This window comes from Rubrivirga halophila, from assembly GCF_046845755.1.
Taxonomy (GTDB): domain Bacteria; phylum Bacteroidota; class Rhodothermia; order Rhodothermales; family Rubricoccaceae; genus Rubrivirga.
In genome coordinates, this window is sequence record NZ_CP177357.1 from 3,124,983 (window position 1) to 3,145,926 (window position 20,944).

22 protein-coding genes are annotated in these 20,944 nt (G+C 73.5%); 19 read left to right on the forward strand and 3 right to left on the reverse strand.

Annotated features, from left to right (window positions below; genetic code table 11):
• Window positions 1-94: 94 nt before the first annotated feature.
• Entirely contained in the window at window positions 95-1,810 is a 1,716-nt protein-coding gene (locus ACLIRP_RS13635) for an AAA family ATPase (RefSeq protein ID WP_412061013.1), read from the reverse strand.
• Between the two features lie 86 nt (window positions 1,811-1,896).
• Between ACLIRP_RS13635 and ACLIRP_RS13640 the strand changes: the two genes are divergently transcribed.
• The 7 genes from ACLIRP_RS13640 (at window position 1,897) to ACLIRP_RS13670 (ending at window position 9,743) form a co-directional block, all read left to right on the forward strand.
• On the forward strand, window positions 1,897-3,018 hold the full coding sequence (locus tag ACLIRP_RS13640; protein WP_412061014.1) for a pectin acetylesterase-family hydrolase: 1,122 nt from the start codon (window positions 1,897-1,899) through the stop codon (window positions 3,016-3,018).
• Window positions 3,019-3,063: 45 nt separating this feature from the next.
• A complete protein-coding gene (locus ACLIRP_RS13645) occupies window positions 3,064-4,161 on the forward strand; it encodes a pectin acetylesterase-family hydrolase (protein ID WP_412061015.1) in 1,098 nt (365 codons plus the stop codon).
• Window positions 4,158-5,270, forward strand: a complete 1,113-nt coding sequence (locus tag ACLIRP_RS13650; RefSeq protein ID WP_412061016.1) for a pectin acetylesterase-family hydrolase — start codon at window positions 4,158-4,160, stop codon at window positions 5,268-5,270. Before ACLIRP_RS13645 ends, ACLIRP_RS13650 begins: the two co-directional genes overlap by 4 nt.
• A gap of 90 nt (window positions 5,271-5,360) precedes the next feature.
• Window positions 5,361-7,445 (forward strand): excinuclease ABC subunit UvrB, encoded by a 2,085-nt coding sequence (gene uvrB, locus ACLIRP_RS13655; RefSeq protein WP_412061017.1) that lies wholly within the window; start codon window positions 5,361-5,363, stop codon window positions 7,443-7,445.
• Window positions 7,446-7,497: 52 nt separating this feature from the next.
• The gene (gene msrB / locus ACLIRP_RS13660) at window positions 7,498-8,007 is read left to right on the forward strand and encodes a peptide-methionine (R)-S-oxide reductase MsrB (RefSeq protein ID WP_412061018.1); all 510 of its coding nucleotides are present in this window, start codon (window positions 7,498-7,500) and stop codon (window positions 8,005-8,007) included.
• A 381-nt stretch (window positions 8,008-8,388) separates the two neighbouring features.
• Window positions 8,389-9,237 (forward strand): DUF2391 family protein, encoded by an 849-nt coding sequence (locus ACLIRP_RS13665; RefSeq protein WP_412061019.1) that lies wholly within the window; start codon window positions 8,389-8,391, stop codon window positions 9,235-9,237.
• A gap of 5 nt (window positions 9,238-9,242) precedes the next feature.
• On the forward strand, window positions 9,243-9,743 hold the full coding sequence (locus ACLIRP_RS13670) for a hypothetical protein (RefSeq protein WP_412061020.1): 501 nt from the start codon (window positions 9,243-9,245) through the stop codon (window positions 9,741-9,743).
• 243 nt (window positions 9,744-9,986) lie between these two features.
• Here the strand turns inward: ACLIRP_RS13670 and ACLIRP_RS13675 are convergent, their stop codons facing one another.
• Complete coding sequence (locus tag ACLIRP_RS13675; RefSeq protein WP_412061021.1) at window positions 9,987-11,174, reverse strand: hypothetical protein; 1,188 nt, start codon at window positions 11,172-11,174, stop codon at window positions 9,987-9,989.
• A gap of 196 nt (window positions 11,175-11,370) precedes the next feature.
• Here ACLIRP_RS13675 and ACLIRP_RS13680 point away from each other — a divergent pair, with 196 nt between their 5' ends.
• The 3 genes from ACLIRP_RS13680 to ACLIRP_RS13690 all read left to right on the forward strand — a co-directional run bounded on the left by ACLIRP_RS13680 (window position 11,371) and on the right by ACLIRP_RS13690 (window position 12,969).
• Window positions 11,371-12,219, forward strand: a complete 849-nt coding sequence (locus ACLIRP_RS13680; protein ID WP_412061022.1) for a DUF2391 family protein — start codon at window positions 11,371-11,373, stop codon at window positions 12,217-12,219.
• A gap of 2 nt (window positions 12,220-12,221) precedes the next feature.
• Window positions 12,222-12,653, forward strand: coding sequence for a hypothetical protein (locus ACLIRP_RS13685; protein ID WP_412061023.1), 432 nt, complete (start codon window positions 12,222-12,224; stop codon window positions 12,651-12,653).
• Between the two features lie 76 nt (window positions 12,654-12,729).
• Window positions 12,730-12,969, forward strand: a complete 240-nt coding sequence (locus tag ACLIRP_RS13690; protein ID WP_412061024.1) for a hypothetical protein — start codon at window positions 12,730-12,732, stop codon at window positions 12,967-12,969.
• On the opposite strand, the gene ACLIRP_RS13695 is transcribed toward ACLIRP_RS13690, so the two are convergent.
• Window positions 12,966-13,385: a DUF1801 domain-containing protein gene (locus tag ACLIRP_RS13695; RefSeq protein WP_412061025.1), complete on the reverse strand. Its 420-nt coding sequence runs from the start codon at window positions 13,383-13,385 to the stop codon at window positions 12,966-12,968. The two genes, ACLIRP_RS13690 and ACLIRP_RS13695, sit on opposite strands and share 4 nt — an antisense overlap.
• A gap of 88 nt (window positions 13,386-13,473) precedes the next feature.
• Between ACLIRP_RS13695 and ACLIRP_RS13700 the strand changes: the two genes are divergently transcribed.
• From ACLIRP_RS13700 to ACLIRP_RS13740, 9 genes are all read left to right on the forward strand, one after another.
• On the forward strand, window positions 13,474-14,526 hold the full coding sequence (locus tag ACLIRP_RS13700; protein WP_412061026.1) for a saccharopine dehydrogenase family protein: 1,053 nt from the start codon (window positions 13,474-13,476) through the stop codon (window positions 14,524-14,526).
• A 99-nt stretch (window positions 14,527-14,625) separates the two neighbouring features.
• Entirely contained in the window at window positions 14,626-15,312 is a 687-nt protein-coding gene (locus ACLIRP_RS13705) for a winged helix-turn-helix domain-containing protein (protein WP_412061027.1), read from the forward strand.
• A 33-nt stretch (window positions 15,313-15,345) separates the two neighbouring features.
• On the forward strand, window positions 15,346-15,834 hold the full coding sequence (locus ACLIRP_RS13710; RefSeq protein ID WP_412061028.1) for a hypothetical protein: 489 nt from the start codon (window positions 15,346-15,348) through the stop codon (window positions 15,832-15,834).
• Window positions 15,831-16,289 (forward strand): hypothetical protein, encoded by a 459-nt coding sequence (locus ACLIRP_RS13715; RefSeq protein WP_412061029.1) that lies wholly within the window; start codon window positions 15,831-15,833, stop codon window positions 16,287-16,289. Before ACLIRP_RS13710 ends, ACLIRP_RS13715 begins: the two co-directional genes overlap by 4 nt.
• Window positions 16,286-16,900 (forward strand): hypothetical protein, encoded by a 615-nt coding sequence (locus tag ACLIRP_RS13720; protein ID WP_412061030.1) that lies wholly within the window; start codon window positions 16,286-16,288, stop codon window positions 16,898-16,900. The genes ACLIRP_RS13715 and ACLIRP_RS13720 overlap by 4 nt, the downstream gene beginning before the upstream one ends.
• Window positions 16,901-16,914: 14 nt before the next feature.
• Window positions 16,915-17,256 carry a hypothetical protein gene (locus ACLIRP_RS13725; RefSeq protein WP_412061031.1) on the forward strand — a complete coding sequence of 114 codons (342 nt, stop codon included), beginning with the start codon at window positions 16,915-16,917 and terminating at the stop codon, window positions 17,254-17,256.
• A gap of 65 nt (window positions 17,257-17,321) precedes the next feature.
• Entirely contained in the window at window positions 17,322-17,813 is a 492-nt protein-coding gene (locus ACLIRP_RS13730) for an Asp23/Gls24 family envelope stress response protein (RefSeq protein WP_412061032.1), read from the forward strand.
• A gap of 52 nt (window positions 17,814-17,865) precedes the next feature.
• A complete protein-coding gene (locus ACLIRP_RS13735) occupies window positions 17,866-18,372 on the forward strand; it encodes a hypothetical protein (RefSeq protein ID WP_412061033.1) in 507 nt (168 codons plus the stop codon).
• A gap of 102 nt (window positions 18,373-18,474) precedes the next feature.
• Window positions 18,475-20,937: an outer membrane beta-barrel protein gene (locus tag ACLIRP_RS13740; protein ID WP_412061034.1), complete on the forward strand. Its 2,463-nt coding sequence runs from the start codon at window positions 18,475-18,477 to the stop codon at window positions 20,935-20,937.
• The last annotated feature ends 7 nt before the right edge of the window (window positions 20,938-20,944 follow it).

Consider the following 20,944-nt stretch of genomic DNA (forward strand, 5'->3'; position numbering starts at 1 on the left):
TGTCGCCTCCATGGCCCTACACCCCTCACCCTGTCCCTCCCCCGGTGGGAGAGGGGACGCCGTAATGAGTCCGCGCCATTCCACAAACAGTCTGTTAGCTCCAGAACGAGGCGACACCGTCGTCGAGGGCGCCTTCGGCGATGCGAGCCAGCCGCGCGGCGGTCCGGGGAAAGCGGGCGTCGGGGAGCACGGCCGGGCGGCCGTCGGCGACCCAGTCGTCAACGAGAGCCTGGGTGTCGCCTGCGCGGGCGGAGGACCGGCCGGCGGCCCACGCCAAGAGGTCGAACGCGGCGGCTCGGTCGGCCGCCCGAGCGCCGTCGAGGCGGGGGACGAGCTTGGTCAAGAGGGCGAGGTCGAGCGGGTCGACGGGCCCGCTCGCGTCGCGGAAGGCGTCGGGCGTCTCGGCGGCGTGGAGCGCGAACAGCGCGATCTCGTCGCGCGCCCGGTACCCGACGCCCGCCGACGGGGCCAGCCGCTCCGCCGCCTCGGCGACGGCCCCGACGGCTCGCTCGACGACCTGCCGACCGCCCTGGGATAGCCCGGACACCTCTCCGAGCCGGACCGCTCGCGGCGCCCACGCCGACGCGGGCCACGGATCGACGGGCACGGCGCCGACCGGGGCCTGCCAGTCCGCCAAGTCGCGGGCGGCCAGCTCGATCACGAACGCGCGGTCGAGCACCTTGCGGCTGAACGCGTGCGCGCTCTCGTCCACGTTGACGGTCCCGACGACCCCCAGAGACGGCGGGAACCGGACGGCCTGCCACGCCGCGTCGGCGGACGCGAGCGTCTCGCTCAGCAGCGGCTCGCTCTCGTAGCCGCCGGGCGCGGGAGCACGCGCTTCGATCCGGCTCAGCACATCCGCGAGATAGTGCTCCGGGCGCCCCAGATTCATCTCGTCGAGCACGAGCGTGTGGAACCGGTCCGGGGCCTCGGTGGCGGCGCGAGCGGCGCGGAGCACGAGGCCGGGGCGGAAGCGGCCCTGGAGATCCGTGTACCCCATGGTCTCTGCGGGGCTCGTCCAGTCGGGGCGGACCGGCAGGACTGTCGCCGCGCCCTGCGTCGCCTCGGCGACGAGGACGGGCAGGCGACTTTTGCCCACGCCCGTCACGCCCGCCAGCAGCACGAAGGGCTTGGTGCGGAGCGCGGTCACGTACGCCGCGACCTCGAACGGGTCGAACCGGAAGCCGCGCGCGGCGACGGCGTCGATCAACCGCCCGACCGCCTCCGCACGGTCGAAGTCCTCCGCTGGCGCATACCCGACCGGCTCCTCGGCGACTGCGGACGCCGTCGCCACGGCGGGCGCCTGGGGACGGCTGCGGGTGGAGTCGCGGGCGTCGCGGACGGCCTCGACCGCCGCCAGCAGCGCCTCGGGGTCGGCTCCGAGCCGGGCCTGCACCATGAACTCCAGCACCTTCCCGTCGATCGGCGGGAGCGGGTGGAGCACCTGCTGAACGACACGCCGGAACCGCGCTCCGGCGGTCGGCTCGTCGTAGGCGTCGAGCACGGCGAGGTGCTCGACGACGGCGGCCTTCTGGACGAACCCCTCGGCCGGGAGCACGGCGCGGGGCCGAACGCGGAGCCGGTGGGGCAGGTGGCGGCCCGGCGCCAGCGCCGTCGTGTCTTCGAATGGCGCCCCGACCGCCTCGAACACGCCTGCGAACGCCTGGACGCCCGAGAGGTAGGCCACGATGCGGTCGCCGGGGCGGACGTCTGCCAGCCGCGCCCGGCCTTGCCGACGGAGCGCGAACGTCCCCGCCCGGACGGCCGAGGGGAACACGTCGGGCGAGAGAGACCAGAGCCAGTACGTCACAAGCGAGGGTGGCCGGAAACCAGGGGATTCCCCCTTAACACCGTTCAGCGAATGACTAGGTTCGGCCCCTTCCTCTTCCTTTGCAGATGACCGCCCGACTGTTGACCGCCGCCGCTCTGGTGGCCGCCCTCTTTGCCCTCCCCGCCTGCGACTCCAGCGAGCCCGAGATCGACGGCCCGCTCGCCGAGGCCCAAGCCAACCTCGGGCAGTGGACCTTTATCGACGTCGAGGGCAGCGTGTGCCGCGACGGCTCTGCGACGGGCATCGGCGTCCGCCTCCAGGAGGGCGCCGATGACCTCGTGATCTACCTCGAAGGCGGCGGCGCCTGCTTCAACGGCGCGACGTGCGCTACGAACCCCTCGACGTTCGGGGAGGCCCAGTTCACCAGCCGGATCGGGCAGGTCGGGGATGCGGGCCTGTTCCGCACCGGCGCCGACAACCCCGTCGGCGCCTACAACATGGTCTACGTGCCGTACTGCACGGGCGACCTCCACGGCGGGAGCTTCCCCAACAACACGCTCATCGACGCCCAGTTCGGCACGAGCCTCGGGGCCCAGCAGTTCGTCGGCCACCAGAACGTCGAGCGCGCCCTGGACCTGCTGGCGGACGGCCTGCCGACGCCGGGCCAGGTGGTCTTGACTGGCGCCAGCGCCGGCGGCTTCGGGACGCTGCTCAACTTCGACGAGGTCGCCTCGACGTTCACCCAGTCCGACCTCGTCCTGGTCGACGACTCGGGCCCGCTCTTTTTCGCGGACAACGTCTTCAGCCCGCAGCTCGCGGCGCAGGTCACGGGCCTCTACAACCTGTCGGCGGCGATCCCCGGCGGCGCGGCGCTGTTCGCCCCGGACGCGCTCCCGGGCGTCTACAACTACTACGCGACGCAGTACCCGACCGCCACGTTCGGGCTCGCGAGCTCGCTCGGCGACGACACCATCCAGACGTTCTTCGGCGTCGGGCAAGCCCCCGGCAACGTGATCACAGACGAGGAGTACGCCGCCGGCTTGCGCGACGTCCGCGGCCGGCTCGACGCGCGGTGGGGCACGTACTTCGTCGAGGGCGACGCCCACACGATCCTGCTCGTCCCGAGCCGCTACATGGGCGCCTCGGCTGGCGTCGCCTTCGACGACTGGTTCGCCGGCCTCCTGGCGGGCACCCCGACGACCGTGGACCCGGGCGCCGCGACGCGCGGCCCGCTGGCGGCGCGCTAGTGCTCAGTGCCGACGGCCCGGGGGGGCGGCGCTAGGTTGGTCGCGATGACCGCCCGCGCCGCCCCCCTGTTCGCGTGCCTCGTGCTCGCCGCCCTCGCCGGGTGCGAGCCCGAGCCGACCGACGGCGCGCTCGACGGGGGTCCGCTGGCTGAGATGCCCGACCGCGACTGGGCGTGGCGCGACGTCCCCGGCATGCGATGCCGCGACGGCTCGGCGACCGGCGTCGGCGTGCGGCGGGTCGCGGGCTCGCGGCGCATCGTGGTGCTGTTTCAGGGCGGCGGCCTGTGCCTGACGCCCGAGACGTGCGCCAAGAACCGCGCGAGCTACGGCGCCGACGACTTCGCCCGCACCCTCGACCGGATGGCCGACCGCCCGGCGCTCTCCGACCGCGACGGCGCGCCGTTCGCCGACTGGAACGCGGTCTTCGTCCCGTACTGCACCGGCGACCTCCACGCGGGCACGCGCGCGAGCACCATCCCGGGCGTCGACGGCCGCCAGCAGTTTGCGGGCGCTGCCAACCTCGACGCCGTCCTCGGCCTGCTCGCGCCGGCCGCCGGCCGGGCCGAGGCGGTGCTACTGGCCGGATCGAGCGCCGGCGGCTACGGCGCCGCCCCCGCCTACGACCGCGCCGCCCGAGCGCTGGCGCCGGCGCCGGTCCACCTCGTCGACGACGCGGGCCCGCTGCTCCCCGCCCTCGCCTTGTCCGTCGCGCTCCAGCGCGCCTTCGCGGACGTGTTCGGGCTCGCGCTCCCGGCCGACTGCGCCGCGTGCGCGCCTGACGCCGAGGGGCTCGCGGCGCTCATCCCGCACCTCGCCCGGCGGCACCCGGGCCACGCCTTCGGGCTCGTCGCCCACGCCGAGGACCGGGCCATCCGCAACCTCGCCAGCGCCGTCGCCCCCGGCTGCTCGCGCTACGGCGACCCCGCCTGCCGGCTCCCGGCCGCGACGTACCGTGAGGGGCTCGACGCGCTTGACGACACGTTCGCTGGGCTCCCCAACGCCGGCCTGTTCATCCTCCCGGGCGACGGCCACTCAGCGCTGCTCACGGTCGGGCTGGACGAGCTGTCCAGCGACGGCGTCCGCCTGACCGACTGGCTGGCGGGCCTCTCGGCGGGCACGGCCCGATCCGTGGGGGCGCAGTGAGGCGCGCGCTCCTCCTGCTCGCGCTCGCGCTCGCCGCCTGCGACACCGCCGACCCACCGCCCGCCCCCGACGGCCTGTTCGACGGCGCCGCGTTCCTGAGCGACGCCGACGGCCTCGCTGGGAATTGGGCGTGGACGCGGCCCGGTATGCGCTGCCGCGACGGCTCGCCGACCGGCGCGATGGTGCGCCCCGCCCCAGGCTCGCGCGAGCTGCTGATCCTGCTCCAGGGCGGCGGGACGTGCGCCACGCCCGAGACGTGCGGCCGCAACCGCGCCGCCTTCTCGCGCGCCGACGCCGCCGCGTTCGTGGACCGATTGGACGGGAACGCCGTCTTCGCCGACCGCGCTGACAACCCGTTCGCGGGCTGGAACGTCGTCGTGGTGCCGTACTGCACCGGCGACCTCCACGCGGGCACCCGCGACGCCGCGGTCCCGGGCGTCGACGGCACCCAGCGGTTCGCCGGGGCCGCCAACCTCGACGCCGTGCTCGGCCAGATCGGCCCGGCCGCCCGCCAGGCCGCGACCGTCGTGCTGGCGGGCGTGAGCGCCGGCGGCATCGGGGCGACGCTGTCGGTCGGCCGCGCCGCGAGCGCGCTGGCGCCCGCGCCGGTCCACCTCGTGGCCGACGGCGGCCCGATCCCGCTCGACTCCGCCGCCTTCGCCCCGGCCCTCCAGCGCCGCTGGGTCGACCTGTGGGGGCTCGCCCTCCCCGCCGGGTGCCTCGACTGCGACCCCGACCGCGGCCCCGGCCTGGGCGCCGTGCTCCCCTTCTGGACGCGACGCTATCCCGACCGCCGGTTCGGCGTGGTGGCGTTTCAGAACGACGTCGCGCTGCGCGCCCTGTACGGCGCCGTCGGACCCGAGTGCGCCGACACGCGCGGGGCGTCGTGCAGGCTGGCGCCGGCCGCCTATGCCGCCGGGCTCCAGAGCGTCCGCGACGCGCTCCCTACAGACGCGGCGGCGCTGTTCGTGCCCCCGGGCGAGGGGCACACGAGCCTGCTCAGCCCGGACCTCTTCGACCGCACCGCCGGCGGGGCCGCGCTCACCGACTGGCTCCGAGCGCTGGCGACCGGCGGTCCGCTCCCCGAGGTCGGCGCCCCGACGCCCTAGCGAACCGCTGCGCACCCCGTCGGGTTGGACCGTGCGACACACCGTCGTCACTCGGTGTGCCGACGTTCCCCGGCTGCCCTCCCCCGAGACATGGCCCAGATCCAGCGCATCCACTCGCCCTTCAAGCTCTCGACGGCGTTCACGCCCATGGGCGACCAGCCGCGCGCGATCGCGGAGCTCACCGAGGGGCTCTTCCGGGGCGACCCGTACCAGACGCTCCTGGGCGCCACAGGAACGGGCAAGACGTACACGATGGCGAACGTGATCCGAAATGTCGGCAAGCCGACGCTCGTGATCTCGCACAACAAGACGCTGGCGGCCCAGCTCTACGCCGAGTTCCGGCAGTTCTTCCCCGAGAACGCCGTCGAGTTCTTTATTTCGTACTACGACTACTACCAGCCCGAGGCCTACATCGTCTCGTCGGACACGTACATCGAGAAGGACATGGCGATCAACGAGGAGATCGACCGGCTCCGCCTGCGGGCCACGTCCGCCCTCGTGTCCGGCCGCAAGGACGTGGTGATCGTCGCGTCGGTGTCGTGCATCTACGGGCTCGGCAACCCCGACGAGTACAAAAAGCGGCTCGTCCAGATCACGCCCGGCCAGGAGCGCGACCGCGACGAGCTGCTCCTCGAGCTGGTCCACGTCTTCTACAACCGCAACGACGTCGACTTTACGCCCGGCACCTTCCGCGTCCGCGGCGACGTCGTCGAGATCTTCCCGGCGTATCTCGAGGACCAGGCCTACCGCGTCGTGTTCTGGGGCAACGAGGTCGAGCGCGTCGCCCGCATCAACCCCGTCACCGGCGACGAGCTCGCGCTCGAGTCCGACACGCTGACGATCTACCCGGCCAAGCACTTCGTGACACCCAAAGACCAGGTCGACCGGGCGATCGCGGGGATCCAGGAGGAGCTCCGCTGGCGGCTGGCGATCCTGCGCAACGAGGGCAACGACATCGCCGCCCAGCGGATCGAGCAGCGGACCCTCTTCGACTTGGAGATGATCAAGGAGATCGGCTACTGCTCGGGCATCGAGAACTACTCCCGCCACATGGACGGCCGCGAGCCGGGCACGCGCCCATACTGCCTGCTCGACTACTTCCAGAAAAACCACGGCGACGACTGGCAGATCGTCATCGACGAGAGCCACGTCTCAGTCCCCCAGATCCGCGGGATGTACAACGGCGACCGCGCCCGCAAGCTGAACTTGGTCGAGCACGGCTTCCGGCTGCCGTCGGCGATGGACAACCGGCCGCTCACGTTCGAGGAGTTCGAGCAATTCCACCACGCCGTCACCTTCGTCTCGGCCACGCCCGCCGACTACGAGCTCGAGGCCTCCGGCGGCGTCGTGGTCGAGCAGATCATCCGCCCGACCGGCATCATCGACCCGGACGTCGAGGTCCGCCCCGTCGAGGGCCAGATCGACGACCTGCTCGGCGAGATCCGCGACCGCGTCACGGCCGGCGGCCGCGTCTTGGTGACGACGCTGACCAAGCGGATGGCCGAGGACCTGACCGACTACCTCGACAGCTTCGGCGTCCGCGTCCGCTACCTCCACTCCGACATCGACGCGCTCGAACGGGTCGACATCCTGCGCGATCTGCGGCTGGGCGAGTTTGACGTGCTCGTCGGCATCAACCTGTTGCGCGAAGGGCTCGACCTCCCCGAGGTCAACCTGGTCGCCATTCTCGACGCCGACAAGGAGGGCTTCCTGCGGTCGGAGCGGTCGCTCATCCAGACCGCCGGCCGCGCGGCCCGCAACGCCGACGCGCTCGTGGTCCTCTACGCCGACAAGGTGACCGACTCGATGGCGCGCATGATGGACGAGACCGAGCGCCGCCGCGTCATCCAGCGGGCCTACAACGAGGAGCACGGCATCACGCCGACGACGGTCACCAAGTCGATCGACGAGGTCCGCCAGGGCACGGCGATCGCCGACCACAAGGCCGACCAAGACGAGCGCCGCGCCAAGCAGGCCGTGACGTATTACGCCGGCCCGGAGCAGCTGCCCAAGGTGGCCGACCCGGTCGTGAAGTACCTCACCGACGACCAGAAGACGGACCTCATCGCCCAGCTCACGCGCGAGATGGACGCGGCGGCCGAGAACCTCGAGTTCGAGAAGGCCGCCGAACTGCGGGACTCGATCGCCCAGATCGAGGCCCAGATGGCGGCCTAGCCCGGATCGCCGTCGGCGCTCGTTGGTTCGACGCCCCCCTTCCCCCGGATTCATGGAGACCCCCACCCGCTCGGCCGCCGGCTACGACCTCACCCCGCTCCGCGGCGAGGCCCGCGAGCGCGCCGCCAAGGCCGCCGGCCTGACCGCCGAGGAGCGCCGCATCTTGCTCGACCACGGGACGGAGCGGCCCGGCTGCGGGCTCCTCCTCCACACCAAGGAGGTCGGCACGTACGCCTGCAACCTGTGCGGGCTGCCGCTCTTCGAGAGCGGGGCCAAGTTCGAGTCCGGCACCGGCTGGCCCAGCTTCTTCCAGCCCATCGCCGCCGCCCACATCACCGACATCGAGGACCGGTCGCTCGGGATGGTCCGGATCGAGACGCGGTGCGCGCGGTGCGACGGCCACCTCGGCCACGTCTTCCCCGACGGTCCGCCCCCGACGGGCCGCCGCTACTGCATGAACTCGGCTGCGCTCGCGTTCTTCCCCGACGGCAGCACGCCCGTCCAGCGGACGGCCGCGGACCCGACCGGGGCTACCTCTCGCGGCGACGAGTCAGCGGGCTGACCGCGAAGCAGCCCTGCCCCGCGCAGGCGGCGCGCAGAGGTGGGTCGGTCTACGTTACAGCTCGACGCGGACGGCCAGCTCTGCTGCTGGCGCCTCACACGCGTTGACGCTGAGCCGATCAACGGGCCGACCCGCGCCCAGCGACGACGCCCCGGACGACGACCCACCTAGTTGAAGGCACGTTCTCGAGACCAACTCTGCGTCGCCCGGATCGAGGCCCAGATGGCGGCGCACCGGAGCGGCAGCGGGGCTACCCCGCCCGCTCCGGCGCCGACCTAGGGCGGACCGACCGGTCGCCGTCAGGGCGGCCCCCAACCGGCCGGCGGCGCGGATCCCCGCCGCTGCCGTACCGTGGGGACGCTTTCACCGCCCTCCCCCTCCATGTCCGACGACTCGACCGGCGCCACGCGGAGCCTTTCCCAAACGCTCAAGGGATACGGCCGGGGCCTGGTGGGCGGGCTGCTCTTCGCGCTTGCGCCGCTGTACACCAGCGAGGTCTGGTGGCAGAGCTTTATCGCCCAGCCCCACGTGCTGATCGTGGCCACCCTCGTCACGTTTGGCCTCCTGGTGGCCTACGCCCACTACGCGGGGATCCACGACACGGACTCGCTGGGGGAGGAGGTGCTGGAGGCCCTGGAAATCCTCTTTCTCGGGTTCGTGGTGGGCGCCGTCGTCCTCAAACTGCTGGGCAAGCTCCCGCCGTCGCTCTCGCTCGAGGTGACCGTCAACCGGATCGTGCTCGAAGGTCTGATCTCGGCGGTCGGCGTGGCGGTCGGGTCGGCGCAGCTCGGCCAGAACCCCGACGACGGCGGCGGCGGCGGCGGCAGCGAGGAACAGCGCGGGATGATCCACGAGTTCGCGTACTCCGGGCTCGGCGCCATCCTCATCGTCTCCGGGTTCGCCACGACGCTGGAGATCGTCGTGATCGCGCTGGAGGCGCCGCCGTGGGCGGTCGTCGTGACGGCGATGCTCACGTTCGCGCTCGCGCTCGGCGTGATGAGCTACTTCAGCTTTAAGGGGGCGGAGCGGATGGAGGCCGGGTGCATCTACGCCGGCGGCCCGCTCGGCGACGCGGCCGTGACGTACGCCATCGGGATCCTCGCCTCGATCGGCCTGCTGTGGGGCGTCGGGCGGTTCGACGGCGTCGGGCTCGCGCCGGCCATGTGTATGATCGTCTACCTCGCCCTCCCCGCCACGATCGGCGCCGCCGTCGGCCGCCTCATCCTCTAGTCCTCATGAGCGACACCTCCTCCACTGACGACGCAAGCGCCGACACCTCGAACCGGTCGGACTCCGACACGTCGGGCTCGGGCAACGGCTCCGGCGGCTCGGGCGATGGCTCCGGGTCGAGCGACAGCAGCGGCGCGGGCTCCGACAAGGGCAAAAACTGGCTGGAGTGGACCATCACCGGGCTCGGTGGCGCGCTCGTCGTGTTCGTCCTCGGGTTCCTGATCTACGAGTGGGCCACTGATACCGGCCAGGGCGCCGACCTGCGCGTCTCGCTCGGCGAGCTCCAGGCCGACAGCTCGTTCGTCGAGATCCCGGTGACGGTCAAGAACCAGGGCGGGAAGGTGGCCGTGGGCGCTGTCATCGAGGTGTGCGCCGGGCCCGACGCCTGCTCCGAGGTCACGTTCGCCTACATCCCCTTTGAGTCGACCGTGACGGGGAGCGTCGGCTTCCGGGCCCCCCTCGCGGCGGCGCCGACCACGCGCGTCGTCTCGTACGGAAACCCGTAGCGGCGGGCGGACTCTCGGGCTCGCGTCTCGCCTTCAGACTGGCAGCGGCTCCCCGCCCTCGTCATCGTGCGCGGCGGCGAACGATCTCGACGCCAACGGGTCCCGACCTGTGAGCCGGATGTCCGGGCTCGGAAGTTCGCGTTGGCTTCGCCTTCCCTGTGGGTGGAGATCCTTGGCTATGCCGACGCTGCGCGTTCGCAAGCTCAGGAGGACGCGTGTGGAGGGCAGCGTCTACGACAGGCCCTACGACTCCTCCGTCAGGAAGAGCACGCCGCGGACGAGGTCGCGGCTGTCGGACCGGCCGCCGAGCGAGCCCGCGAGTACGCCCATCGCGGCCAGGAACAGGCTGAGCTTGACATGGTCGAGCGTGTCGGTCGCCGCGCCGACGGTCGCCCACGTCTCCATGAGCTGCTCGGGAAAGACGGTGATCACGCCGACGTACATCAGCCCGGCGAACGCGACGAACAGCACGAACAGCGTCGCGACCAGCGACAGGACGGTCGCCGCCGCCGTCACGACGGTCGACTCCGCCAGCCGGCGGTCGCGGCCCAGCAGCGACTCGATGGCGAAGGCGCGGTATAGCACGAACGCCGCGGCGCCGAACGAGACGGCCGAGAACAGCACGACCTGGGGCATCGTGACGGCCGCCGCCACGTCCCACGTCTCGGCCCCGAACAACAGCACGATGATGACCGACAGCCCGGCCGCGATCATCGTCGGCATCCGGGTCGCCAGCCGCAGCGGGTTCGCCCGGGCGACGGCCCGCGCGATGCTCCCGGCGTCGGCCGCCAGCGTCTTGAACGTGAACGCCGCGCGCGCGCCCCACGACGTGCCCGCCGCGCGCGTGTCGTGCGCCTCGCGGGGCAGCATGACGCGGATCTGCTCGCGCTGGGCGTCGCCGAGCTCGTTCATCCCGTCGAGGTCCTCGACCTGCTCGACGGGAAACATGACATTCGCTCGGTCCGCATTGTGGGAGAGGTTGAGGAGGTGGCCGAACGTGTGGAGCAGCAGCGACGTCAGGCGGCTCGCGGCGAGGTCGTCGTCCGGGTCGTCCCCCCAGAAACTGGGGTTGAGCCGCTTGGTCGAGACGACGCCGATGTTGGTGAGCTGGCTCGGCAGCGCGAGCGCGTACGCCAGCGACGACGACGTCAGGTCGACCTCGGTGACGATGAGCAGGAACGGCAGGCGGCGCTCCAGCTTCTCGGCGATCCCGATCTGCAGAAAGTCGAGCGGCGCATACGCGCCCGCGCCGGGGACCAGGTGCGGGCCCTCGAACGCGAACAGGTCCATCCGAAGCGCGAGGTCGCCCGCCAGCGTGTCCTCGACCTGGCGGACGGCCCGGTCGACGAGCCGGCGGAACCCGTCGGAGTCCTTGCCCTCGACGTCGAGGGTCATGACGCCGATGGCGTAGTCGGTCGAGGAATCGGGCATGGGCGCGCAGAAGGGGGTGTCGGGCCAACCGGCCCCTCGCGCCGCCGTTCCACTCGCGGCCGCCCTCGTGCCTCCCCTAACCCGGCCGGCGGGCCGCCCCGGAATCGCGGCCGGACCGCCCGTGCCCCTGCGAATCGTCGCCGGCGCCCGGATCGCGGACGGCCCTCGGTCGTCCATCCCGCCCGTCTCCCCGCCCATGCCCGACTCGTCCCCCCGCGACACCCGCCGCGTGTCCGACACGCTCAAGGAGTACGGCCGCGGCCTGGTCGGCGGCCTGATCTTCGCGTTCGCGCCGCTGTACACGATGGAGATCTGGTACCAGGGCTTTATCGCGCCGCCCGAGATGGTGCTGCTCGCGGTCGGGGCGACGTACGCGGTCTTGGTGGCGTACGCGTTCTACGCCGGGCTCCACACCGACCGCTCGCTGTGGTCGAACATGGCCGAGGCGTTCGAGGCGATCGCGCTCGGGTTCCTGGTCGCCGCCGTCGTGCTGGTCCTGATCGGACAGCTGTCGCTCGACCTGTCGCCCGGCGTCTTTTGGGCGCGGCTGACGCTGGAGGGCCTGACGTCGGCGATCGGCGTCGCTATCGGCTCGGCCCAGCTCGGCGCCGACCCCGACGACACCGGGGACGGGCAGCCCGGCACGGAGGGCGGGCTCCGGGGGTTCGTTCACCAGATCGCCTACACCGTGCTCGGCGCCACGGTCATCATCGCGGGCGTCGCGCCGACCGAGGAGGTCGTCGTGACCGGCATCGAGGCCCCGATCTGGGCGATCCTCGCCACGGCCGTCTTTTCGCTTCTGCTCGCGCTCGCGATCGTCCACGCGCTCGACTTCCGGGGCTCTGGACGCCGGGGTGTCGTCTACGCCGGCGGGGCGATCGGCGACGCCGTCGTGACCTACGCCATCGCCATCGTCTTGTCCGCCATCTTGCTGTGGACGACCGGGCGCTTCGACCACGTTGGCCTGGGCGCCGGCCTCAGCATGACCGTCTACCTCGCCTGGCCCGCCTCCATCGGCGGCGCCATCGGCCGCCTCCTCCTGTAACCATGGCCCACGACCCCACCCCCTCCGACGATTCGGCAGACGACGCGAACGCGGAGGGATCGGCCGACGCGACGCCCAAGAAGAACGCCCTCGAGTGGGCCGTCACCGGCGTCGGCGCCGTCATCGTGCTGTTCGTCGTGGGCTTCTTCGTCTACGAGTTGGTGGCCGGCGCCAGCGGGCCGGCCGACCTGTCGGTGACGCTCGGCGAGCCGGCCGCCGACAGCCTGACCGTCGAGGTGCCGGTCGAGGTCGAGAACGCGGGCCAGGAGGTGGCTGAGAACGTCGTCGTCCGGGTGTGCGCCGGGCCTGAGTCGTGCGCCGAGGTCATGTTCGACTACGTGCCGTACCAGTCGAGCGCGGCGGGCACGGTCGGGCTCGAGGCCCCCCTCGCGGCGCCGCCGACGGGCCGCGTGGTGTCGTACCGCGACCCGTGACCCGGGCGCGGCCTGCGCGCCCGTCGTCGGGTAACGGATCGCCCGCTCGCGGCGTCCCTCGCCAGCCCCCGATCCGATGCCCGACTACACGCCTATCGCCTGCTCCGTCCACGACCGGCTCGAAAGCTGGGCCGTCCGCCGCACACCCGTCGCCGTCGTCTGGCGCGACGGCGACGGGGAGCACACGGCGACCACGACCATCGACGACGTGTTCGCCCGAGACGGCGCCGACTGGGTGCGGCTGGCGACCGGCGAGACCGTCCGCGCCGACCGGCTCGTGACCGTCGGCGGCGTGTCCGTGACGACAGACTGCTAGACCGCCTGGCCGGCCGTGCCGGCGTACGACGCCGCGACCATCTCGCGGAGCACGCCCGCATCGACGGCGTCGAGGCGGGTGACGTAGACGCAACCGACGCCGGCGCGGTGGGGCCCGAGCCGATCCAGGAAGGCGTCGCGCTCGGCCTGGTTGCAGCCCATGAGGTACAGCGACGTGTGGCGCGTCTGGGGCGCGAACCCGACGCGCATCCAGTCGCCCTCGCGGCCGCTCGCATACGTGTAGTGGTAGCGGCCGTACCCGACGATCTGCTCGCCCCACATCTCGGGCGTCTCGCTGGTCACCTCGGCCATGATCGCGGCGATCCGGCGGGCGTCGTCGCGGCGGCGCTCGGGCTCGACGGCGTCGAGGAAGGCCTCGACGGAGGCATCGGTGGGCTGGGTCTTGTTCTCGGCCATGGTCTCGGGGGTCAGTGACGGGGGCACGCTACGATGAGCCGTGCGACATCCGCATGGCACCCCGCCCAGCCCGGCGCGTTCACGGGCCATGCCCTTCCTGCTCTACGGCGCCACCGGCTACACGGGCCGCCTCATCGCCGACCTCGCCGCCTCGCGCGGCCTCCGTCCCACGCTCGCAGGCCGCACCGCCGACACGCTCGCGGCCGTTGCCGACGCCACCGGCCTCGACTCGGTGGTCGTGTCGCTCGACGACCCGGCCGCGCTCGACCGCGCCCTCGCGGGCGTGCCCCTCGTCCTCCACGCGGCCGGGCCGTTTTCCCAGACAGCTACCCCGATGGTCGAGGCCTGCTTGCGGACGGGCACCCACTACCTCGACGTGACCGGCGAGATCGCCGTGTTCGAGGCGCTCGCGGCTCGCGACGCCCAGGCGCGAGCCGCGGGCATCACTGTGCTCCCCGGCACCGGCTTCGACGTGGTCCCGACCGACTGCCTGGCGGCTCACCTCAAGGCGCGCCTGCCGTCCGCGACCGAGTTGAAGCTGGCGATCCGCGCGCTCTCGTCGGCGTCGCACGGGACGGCGCAGACGGCCGTCGAGAACCTGGGCGAGGGCGGCGCCATGCGGCGCGACGGCCGGATCGTCCGGGTCCCGGCGGCGCACGACACGGTCGAGGCCACGTTCGCCGACGGCACGACGCGGCGCTGCGTCGCCATCCCGTGGGGCGACGTCAGCACGGCCTTCCACTCGACCGGCATCCCGACCATCACCACGTTCGCGTCCTTCCCGGCCTCGACGGTCCGGGTGATGAAGGCGAGCAACTACATCGGGCCCGTCCTCCAGTCGGCGCCGGTCCAGACGCTGCTCGAAGGGCTCGTCGCCCGGCGCGTCACGGGCCCGTCCCCAGCCGAGCGCGAGCAGGGCGCGTCGTACGTCTGGGGCGAAGTGACCGACGACGCGGGCGGCCGGGCCGTGGCGACGTGGGCCGGCCCCGAGGGCTACGCCTTTACCGCGGACGCCGCCCTCCGCTCGGCGCTTGCGGTGCTGGCGGGCCGCGCCGCGCCCGGCTTCCAGACGCCCGCGACCGCCTTCGGCCCCGACTTCGCGCTCGAGATGGACGGCACCGCCCGGCACGACGTGGTGTGACGCGCGGCACGGAGTTCAGACGGCGCACCGCGCGTACACCAGGGTCGCTTTAATCGGCCCCTCATGTCGGGGCAAGGCCGGCGACGCACCTTGTCTGTCGTGAGTGCCGCCATCCACACCCTGTCCGCCGTCGACCGCGCGCCGACGCTGCGCGTCGCCCTGCTTCCGGGCGGCGGGCCGTCCGTCGAGGCGCTCGTGCAGGCGTACCTCCCGGCGCCCGTCCGCCTCACGGTCGGCGCGCCTGGGCCCGACGACGACCTCGCGATCGTGTGGTGGGACGGCGCCGTCGCCGTGGCCCTGCCCCGCTTGGACGTGCCCCTGGTGGCCCTGTGCGCCGGCGGCCCCGCCGTGCTCGCGGCGGCCCTCGACGCGGGCGCCGACCACGCGCTCGCGCTCCCAGTCACGGCCGACCTGCTCCGCGCCGCGTGCGCGGCCTGCGTCCGGCGGTGGGCATCCGGGGCCGCCGCCCCGGCGCCTGAGCCCGACTGCGCCCCGCCTGTGCTCCACCTCGACCGCCGGGCCCACACGCTCGTCGTCCACGGCTGCCCGGTCCACCTCACGCTCCGTGAGTTCGACCTTTTGGGCTACCTCGTCGCGAACGACGGCGCGGCCTGCACGCGCGACGAGATCCTCGAGCACGTCTGGGGCATCGACTTCGAGACCGGGACGAACACCGTCGACGTGTTCGTCTACGCCCTGCGCCGCAAGCTCCGCGCCGCCGGGCTCTCCGACCCCATCGAGACCGTCCGCGGCGTCGGCTACCGGCTCGCGCCGGGGCTCGCCTAGTTCCTCCAGCCGCCGGCTCCGCCGGCCCCGCCCGTGCCCACTCGCCTTCCCACCGGACAGACCCGGGTCTCCGCCGCCGTCCTCGACGCGACGGCGACGCTCGCTGCGGGCGATGTCCGCGGCGTCCTTTCGGTCGAGAGCTTGGCCGGCGGCGCGGCGCTCGGCGGCGCGCTCGGCGGCGCGCTCGGGCTCGTCCAGGCCGGGCCCGTCGGCGCGGCCGTGGGCGCCTCGGCTGGCGCCGCCGCCGGAGCCGCCATGAGCCACGCGCTCGGCGACCTCCAGCGACGCCAGTCGTTCTCGGCGATCGACGGGGCCGCCGCGCCCGACCTCCACGTCGCCGTCACGGCGCGCTATGGCGAGGACCTGATCGCGCTCGCCGACCGCGTCCGCGCCGAGGTCGAGGCGGCCCTGCTCGACTCGCTGGGCCTGCAGCCCGGCCGCGTCACCGTCGAGGTCGTCGACGTGGTCTCGCCCGAGGCCGAGCTCGCGCCCGTCTTAGACACCTTCGGCACGCACCGATGACGCCGGCCATCGACCCCTGGGTGGACGCCGCCGCGGCCGTCCGGCACGCCGTGCTCCTGACCGACGGTGTCTCGGGCGTCTCCGAGAGCGCCGCGTTCCAGACGTGCGGCGTCGGCGGGGCCGTCGACGGCGTGGCGCTGGCGCCCGCGCCCGGCGGCGCGCGGCTGGCCGTCGGCGTAGTGGTGGGGCCGGAGACCGCGCCCGACCACGTCGGCGGCGTCGCGCGGCTGGTCCGCTCGGCTGTGCTCGCGGCGTGGGCCCGCGCCCGGATGACGGGCCCGAGCGGCGACCCGCTCCCCCTCCACGTCGCCGTCCACATCGTCGACCTCGCCTCCGCCCCTGCTTTAATGGACCCCTCATCTGGTGACCACCCCGCGCTCATGTCGGCCGCCGCTCGATCCGCCAGTTTGGGCGGCGAGCGTGTTCACCCCCGCGCTCACCCCCCGCTCTCGTGAACGACCTCGCCCTCCGTCTCCTGTGGCGCCTGACCGCCGCGCTCGTGGCCCTGGCCCTGCTCGCCGTCGGCGTCGGGATCCTGGCGCATGCGCTCGACGCGACCGGCCCGATCGCCCTGCTCGGCGGCGGCGGTGAGCTGGCCGTCCGGCTCGACCTCACGGCGCTCGCGCTCCGCACGCGCTGGCTGTGGGCCGGCGCCGGGCTGCTGCTCGCACTCCTCGGGCTGGCCTTCGCCTGGCTCGCCAGCGCCCGGTCCACGGCCGCCCGCGAGCGCTCCGCCCGCGTCACGCTCAGCGGCGCCTCGCGCAACGGGCTCTATGGCTCCGGCGCCGTCACCGTCGGCATGGAGAGCCTGCACGCGCTCGTCGCGCACGCCGCCGAGCAGGACCCCGCCGTCCGCGAGGCCGACCCCGTGCTCCGCCTCAAAAAGGGCGGCTGGCAGCTCGCGTGCCGCCTGTCCGTCGTGCCCGACGCCTCCATCCCCGAGCTCACGGCTCGCGTCAAGGCGGCCCTGACCGCCGCCCTCGAACGGCACACGGGCCTGCCCGTCGTCCGCACCGACCTCGACGTCCAGGTGTTCAGCCTGGACGCCCGGGCTCGGGTCCACTAAGCCCCGCCACCCCCATGGGACCCGGAGACCCCTTCGCCTCGCGCCCCGCCCCCGACCGTCCGTCGGCGCCCCAGTCCGCCCCTCCGTCCAACGGACCCGCCGAGGGCCCCGTCCGAATCCAGGCCCGACTCCCCGAGCCGCCCCCGCCGCCTGCCGGGGCGACGCGGAGCGCGGCGACCGTCGGCGCTGCCGTCGGCCTCACGCTGGGCCTCCTGTTCGTGCTCCTGCCGTTCGGGCAGGCCCTGCTCGTGCTCGTCCTGACGGCGCTCGGCGCCGCCATCGGCGGGCTCGCACGGAGCGCCTTCCGCGACGGCGTCGACGTCGGCGCCGCCTGGCGGGCCTTGCGCCGCCGCTAACCCCACCCGGCCTCGGCCGGACCGGAGCGCCCCGCTCCTGCTTTCTCACCCACGCCCCCCCTCCGATGGCTACCCAGACCAAATCCTCGTCCGACACCGCCGTCGTCAAGAACGGCTCCACCGACCTCGTCCCCGGCGCCTCCGTCCTCGTCGGCGACGACGGCAAGACGGTCGTCCACAACCAGGTCGTCGCCAAGATCGCCGGGCTGGCGGTCCAGGAGATCGAGGGCGTCCAGCGCCTGGTCCCCTACGGCCCCGGCCAGACCGTCTCGTCGTTCGCCAAGACCATCACGCGGTCCTCGATGCACGAGCTCGGCGTCAACGTCGAGGTCGGCCAGAAGGAGGCGGCCGTCGACGTCCGCATCATCACCAGCTACGGCGCCTCGATCCCGGCCGTCGCCGACGGCATCCGCCGCAACGTGTCCGAGCGGATCGAGCAGATGACCGGCCTCAAGGTCGTCGAGGTCAACATCGACGTCGTCGACCTCTTCTTCCCCGAGTCCGAGACCGACGAGCCCGCGCCGATGCCGACCACGACCGGCCCGCGCGTCCAGTAGGCCGATCGCCCGGGGCCGCGTGGCCCCGGGCTCCCCCTTTTCCGATCCCACCATGTCCCCCCGCCTCCCCCTCCTGCTCGCGCTCGTCGCCCTCGTCGGGCTCGGCGCCTGCGACTCCGGCGACGCCATCGACGCGCCCACAGCCGCCGACGTGGCCGGCGTCTACACGTTCGACGCGTTCACCTTCGCCCCGACCGCGACCGCGCTCGCGCCCGTCAGCGTGCTCGACACGCTCGTCGCGGCGGAGTCCTTTGTCGAGCTCCTCGACGGCGGCCAGGCCACCCTCCGCTTCCGCCGCACCGGCGGCACCACGCGGTTCGTCCCCGGCGACTTCGAGGTCCGCCGCGCCGAGCTCCGGGTCACCTTCGACAGCGGCAACGACGACACGCTCGGCCGGCTCATCCTGCCCTCCGTGCTCACGTTCGAGCGCGACGGCGACGACGCGCTGACGCTGACCGACCAGTTCACGGCCGACCTCGAGGGCTACGACGCGCAGCGCTACAGCGGCTTCGACGCCGTCCCCGGCACGCTGACGCTCCGGCTCACGCGCCAGCCCTAAGGACCGGGCCGCCCGACGGCCCTCCCCCGACTTGACTGCCCAGTCCGAGGCTGCCCCGCGGGGCCTCCCGGGCTCCCCATGCCTGCTTTTTACCCCCCGACCATGCGTTCCCTCCTCTGCCTGGCCCTCGCGCTCGGCCTTTCCCTCGCCGTCCCGGCCGCCGCCCAGGTCCAGGGCGTCGGCTACCGGATCGCCCCGTCCGGCGCGTACGTCGCCTTCGACGGCGACGCCGGTCTGTCTGACGGCTTGCTCTACGGCGGCGGCGGTGGCCTCTCGTTCGGGGAGTTCCTCGAGCTCAACGGCGCCTACCTCGTCGGCACCGGCTTCGAGACCGACTACTCCGACTTCTCGGGGACCGAAGACGACCCCGCGCTCCAGGACGCGCTCGCGTCGCTGGCGGCGCGCGAGGTCGGGGTCCGGCGCTACGGGGGCTCGCTCAAGCTCAACCTGGGCACCGGCGCCGTCGTCCCGTTCCTCAACGGCGGCGCGGGCGTGATCCGCTTCGACCCCGACGGGCAGGAGGCCTCGAAAAGCCTGTACCTGCTGGCGGGCGCGGGCCTGCAGTTTGCCGCCGCCGACCGCTACACGCTGTCGATCGCGGCCGAGGGCTTCGCGTACCGCTACAACCCGGGCACCACGTTCTTCTCGCGCGCCGAGCTCAACGCCGCCGGGCTCGGTCTCGACGACTTCAACGAGGTCGAGGTGCTGAACCCCTCGGTCCGCGCCGCGCTCCAGCTTTACCTCGGCGGCCGTCGGCCGGGCGCGATGACCGCGCTCGACCGGGAGTTCCAGCGCCAGTTCTCGGGCGGGCTCTCCGGGCTCAGCCTGGTCGTCGAGCCGTTCTACGCGCGGACCGAGTTCGACCCGGCCTTCAACTACTCCGACCAGTCGTTCGCAGGCGTCGAGGCCGGATTCGACGTCGGCCCGCTCGTCGGGCTCCGCGGGTTCTACGGCCGCGGCGTCGAGTCGGGCGACCCGACCACGACGGAGGGCATCCAGATGTACGGCGGCGACGTGCGGATGCGCCTCAACGCGGGCGACGGGTTCGTCCCGTTCCTCAGCGTCGGCGCGGGCTACCTCGACGTGATGGACGACTACGCCGACGTGTTCGACGACGGGCCGGACGGCGTCGACCGGGCCCTCGCCGAGGACCGTCCGTTCGCGACGGGCGGCGTCGGCATCGAGCTCCCGTTCGGCCCGCGCCTCCGCGCCGTCGGCGAGGTCCGGGCCCTCGCGATGAGCACCCAGGACGAGGGCGACGTGAGCCGCCCCGACGACGTGTTCCTCAGCCCCTCCTATCGCGTCGGCCTGTCGCTCGGGCTGGGCGGCACGACCGGGCGCGCTGGCGCCATGCTCGCCGACGACCTCGCCGCCGAGCGTGCCCGCCTCGAAGCGGAGCTCGCCGTGCAGCGCGCCGAGACCGAGGCCGCCGCGGCCATCGCCCAGATCGAGGCCGAGACGCAGCTCGCCGAGCTTCAGCGCGAGGTGGACGAAGCCCGCGCTGCCGGCGACGCCGCCGCCGTGACCCGCCTCGAAGCCGAGCGCGCCGCCCTCGCCAGCCCCACGCCCGCGCCGACGGCGCAGGCCGCCACCGCCCAGCCCGGCCGGACCATCACGATCCCGGTCCCCGAAGTCGGCGAGCTCTACGTCCGCTACGGCCCGCCCGGCGGCGTCGCCATCGAGTCGGTGTACGCGGACCCCGCCACCGCCGCCCCGGCAGCCCTCTCCGACTCGGCCGCTGCCCCGCCCGCCCCCGATGTCGACGTCCGCGCCGCGGTCCGCGAGGCCCTGCGCGAGGCGCTCGACGCGTCCGACACCGGCGCGCTGACCGGCGACGACCTCGACGCCCTCGAGCGCCGCCTCCAGGACCGGATCGCCGATCGCCTCGACGACCGGGACCGCCGCCTCGACGACCGTCGCGACGACGGCCTCTCCGCTCGCGACCTCGACGCGCTCGAGCGCCGGCTCGAAGAGCGGATGGCCTTCGCCCTGCGCGCGGCCCTGGCCGAGCGCGGCGCCACGCCCGTCGTCGTCACGCCCGACGGCCAGGTCGTGACACCCGCCGCCCCGACTGCGGACGGCCTCCCGACGTACGAGGCCGCCCCGGCGCTCCGCCGCCAGGGGCTCTACTCGCTCTCGCCGACGCTCGGGCTCGGGTTCGGCCGGACGGGCAACGCCGTCGTCGGGCTCCGCGCCGAGTACGCCTCGGGGACCGCGCTGACGTATCTCCCCGAGCTGCTCGTCAGCGTCGCCGGGCGCCGGTCGTTCGCGGCCAACCTCGACGCCGCGTTCTCGCTCCCGTCGGCCGGGTTCGACGCTTACGGCATGCCCTACGGCCGGATCGGCGTCGGCCTCATCAACGTCGGCGCCGACGACGCCGTCCCGGACACGTTCGACGAGACCGTCGACGACGGCGGCACCGCGCTGACGCTCAACCTCGGGCTCGGCGCCAACCTCGCCTACGGCGGCGGCCGCTTCTTCGCCGACTTCACCACGGGCAACTTCGGGCGCTACAATCGCCTCACCGCCGGCTACCGGTTCCCCTTCGGGAGCCGGGGCTACTAGAGCCTTT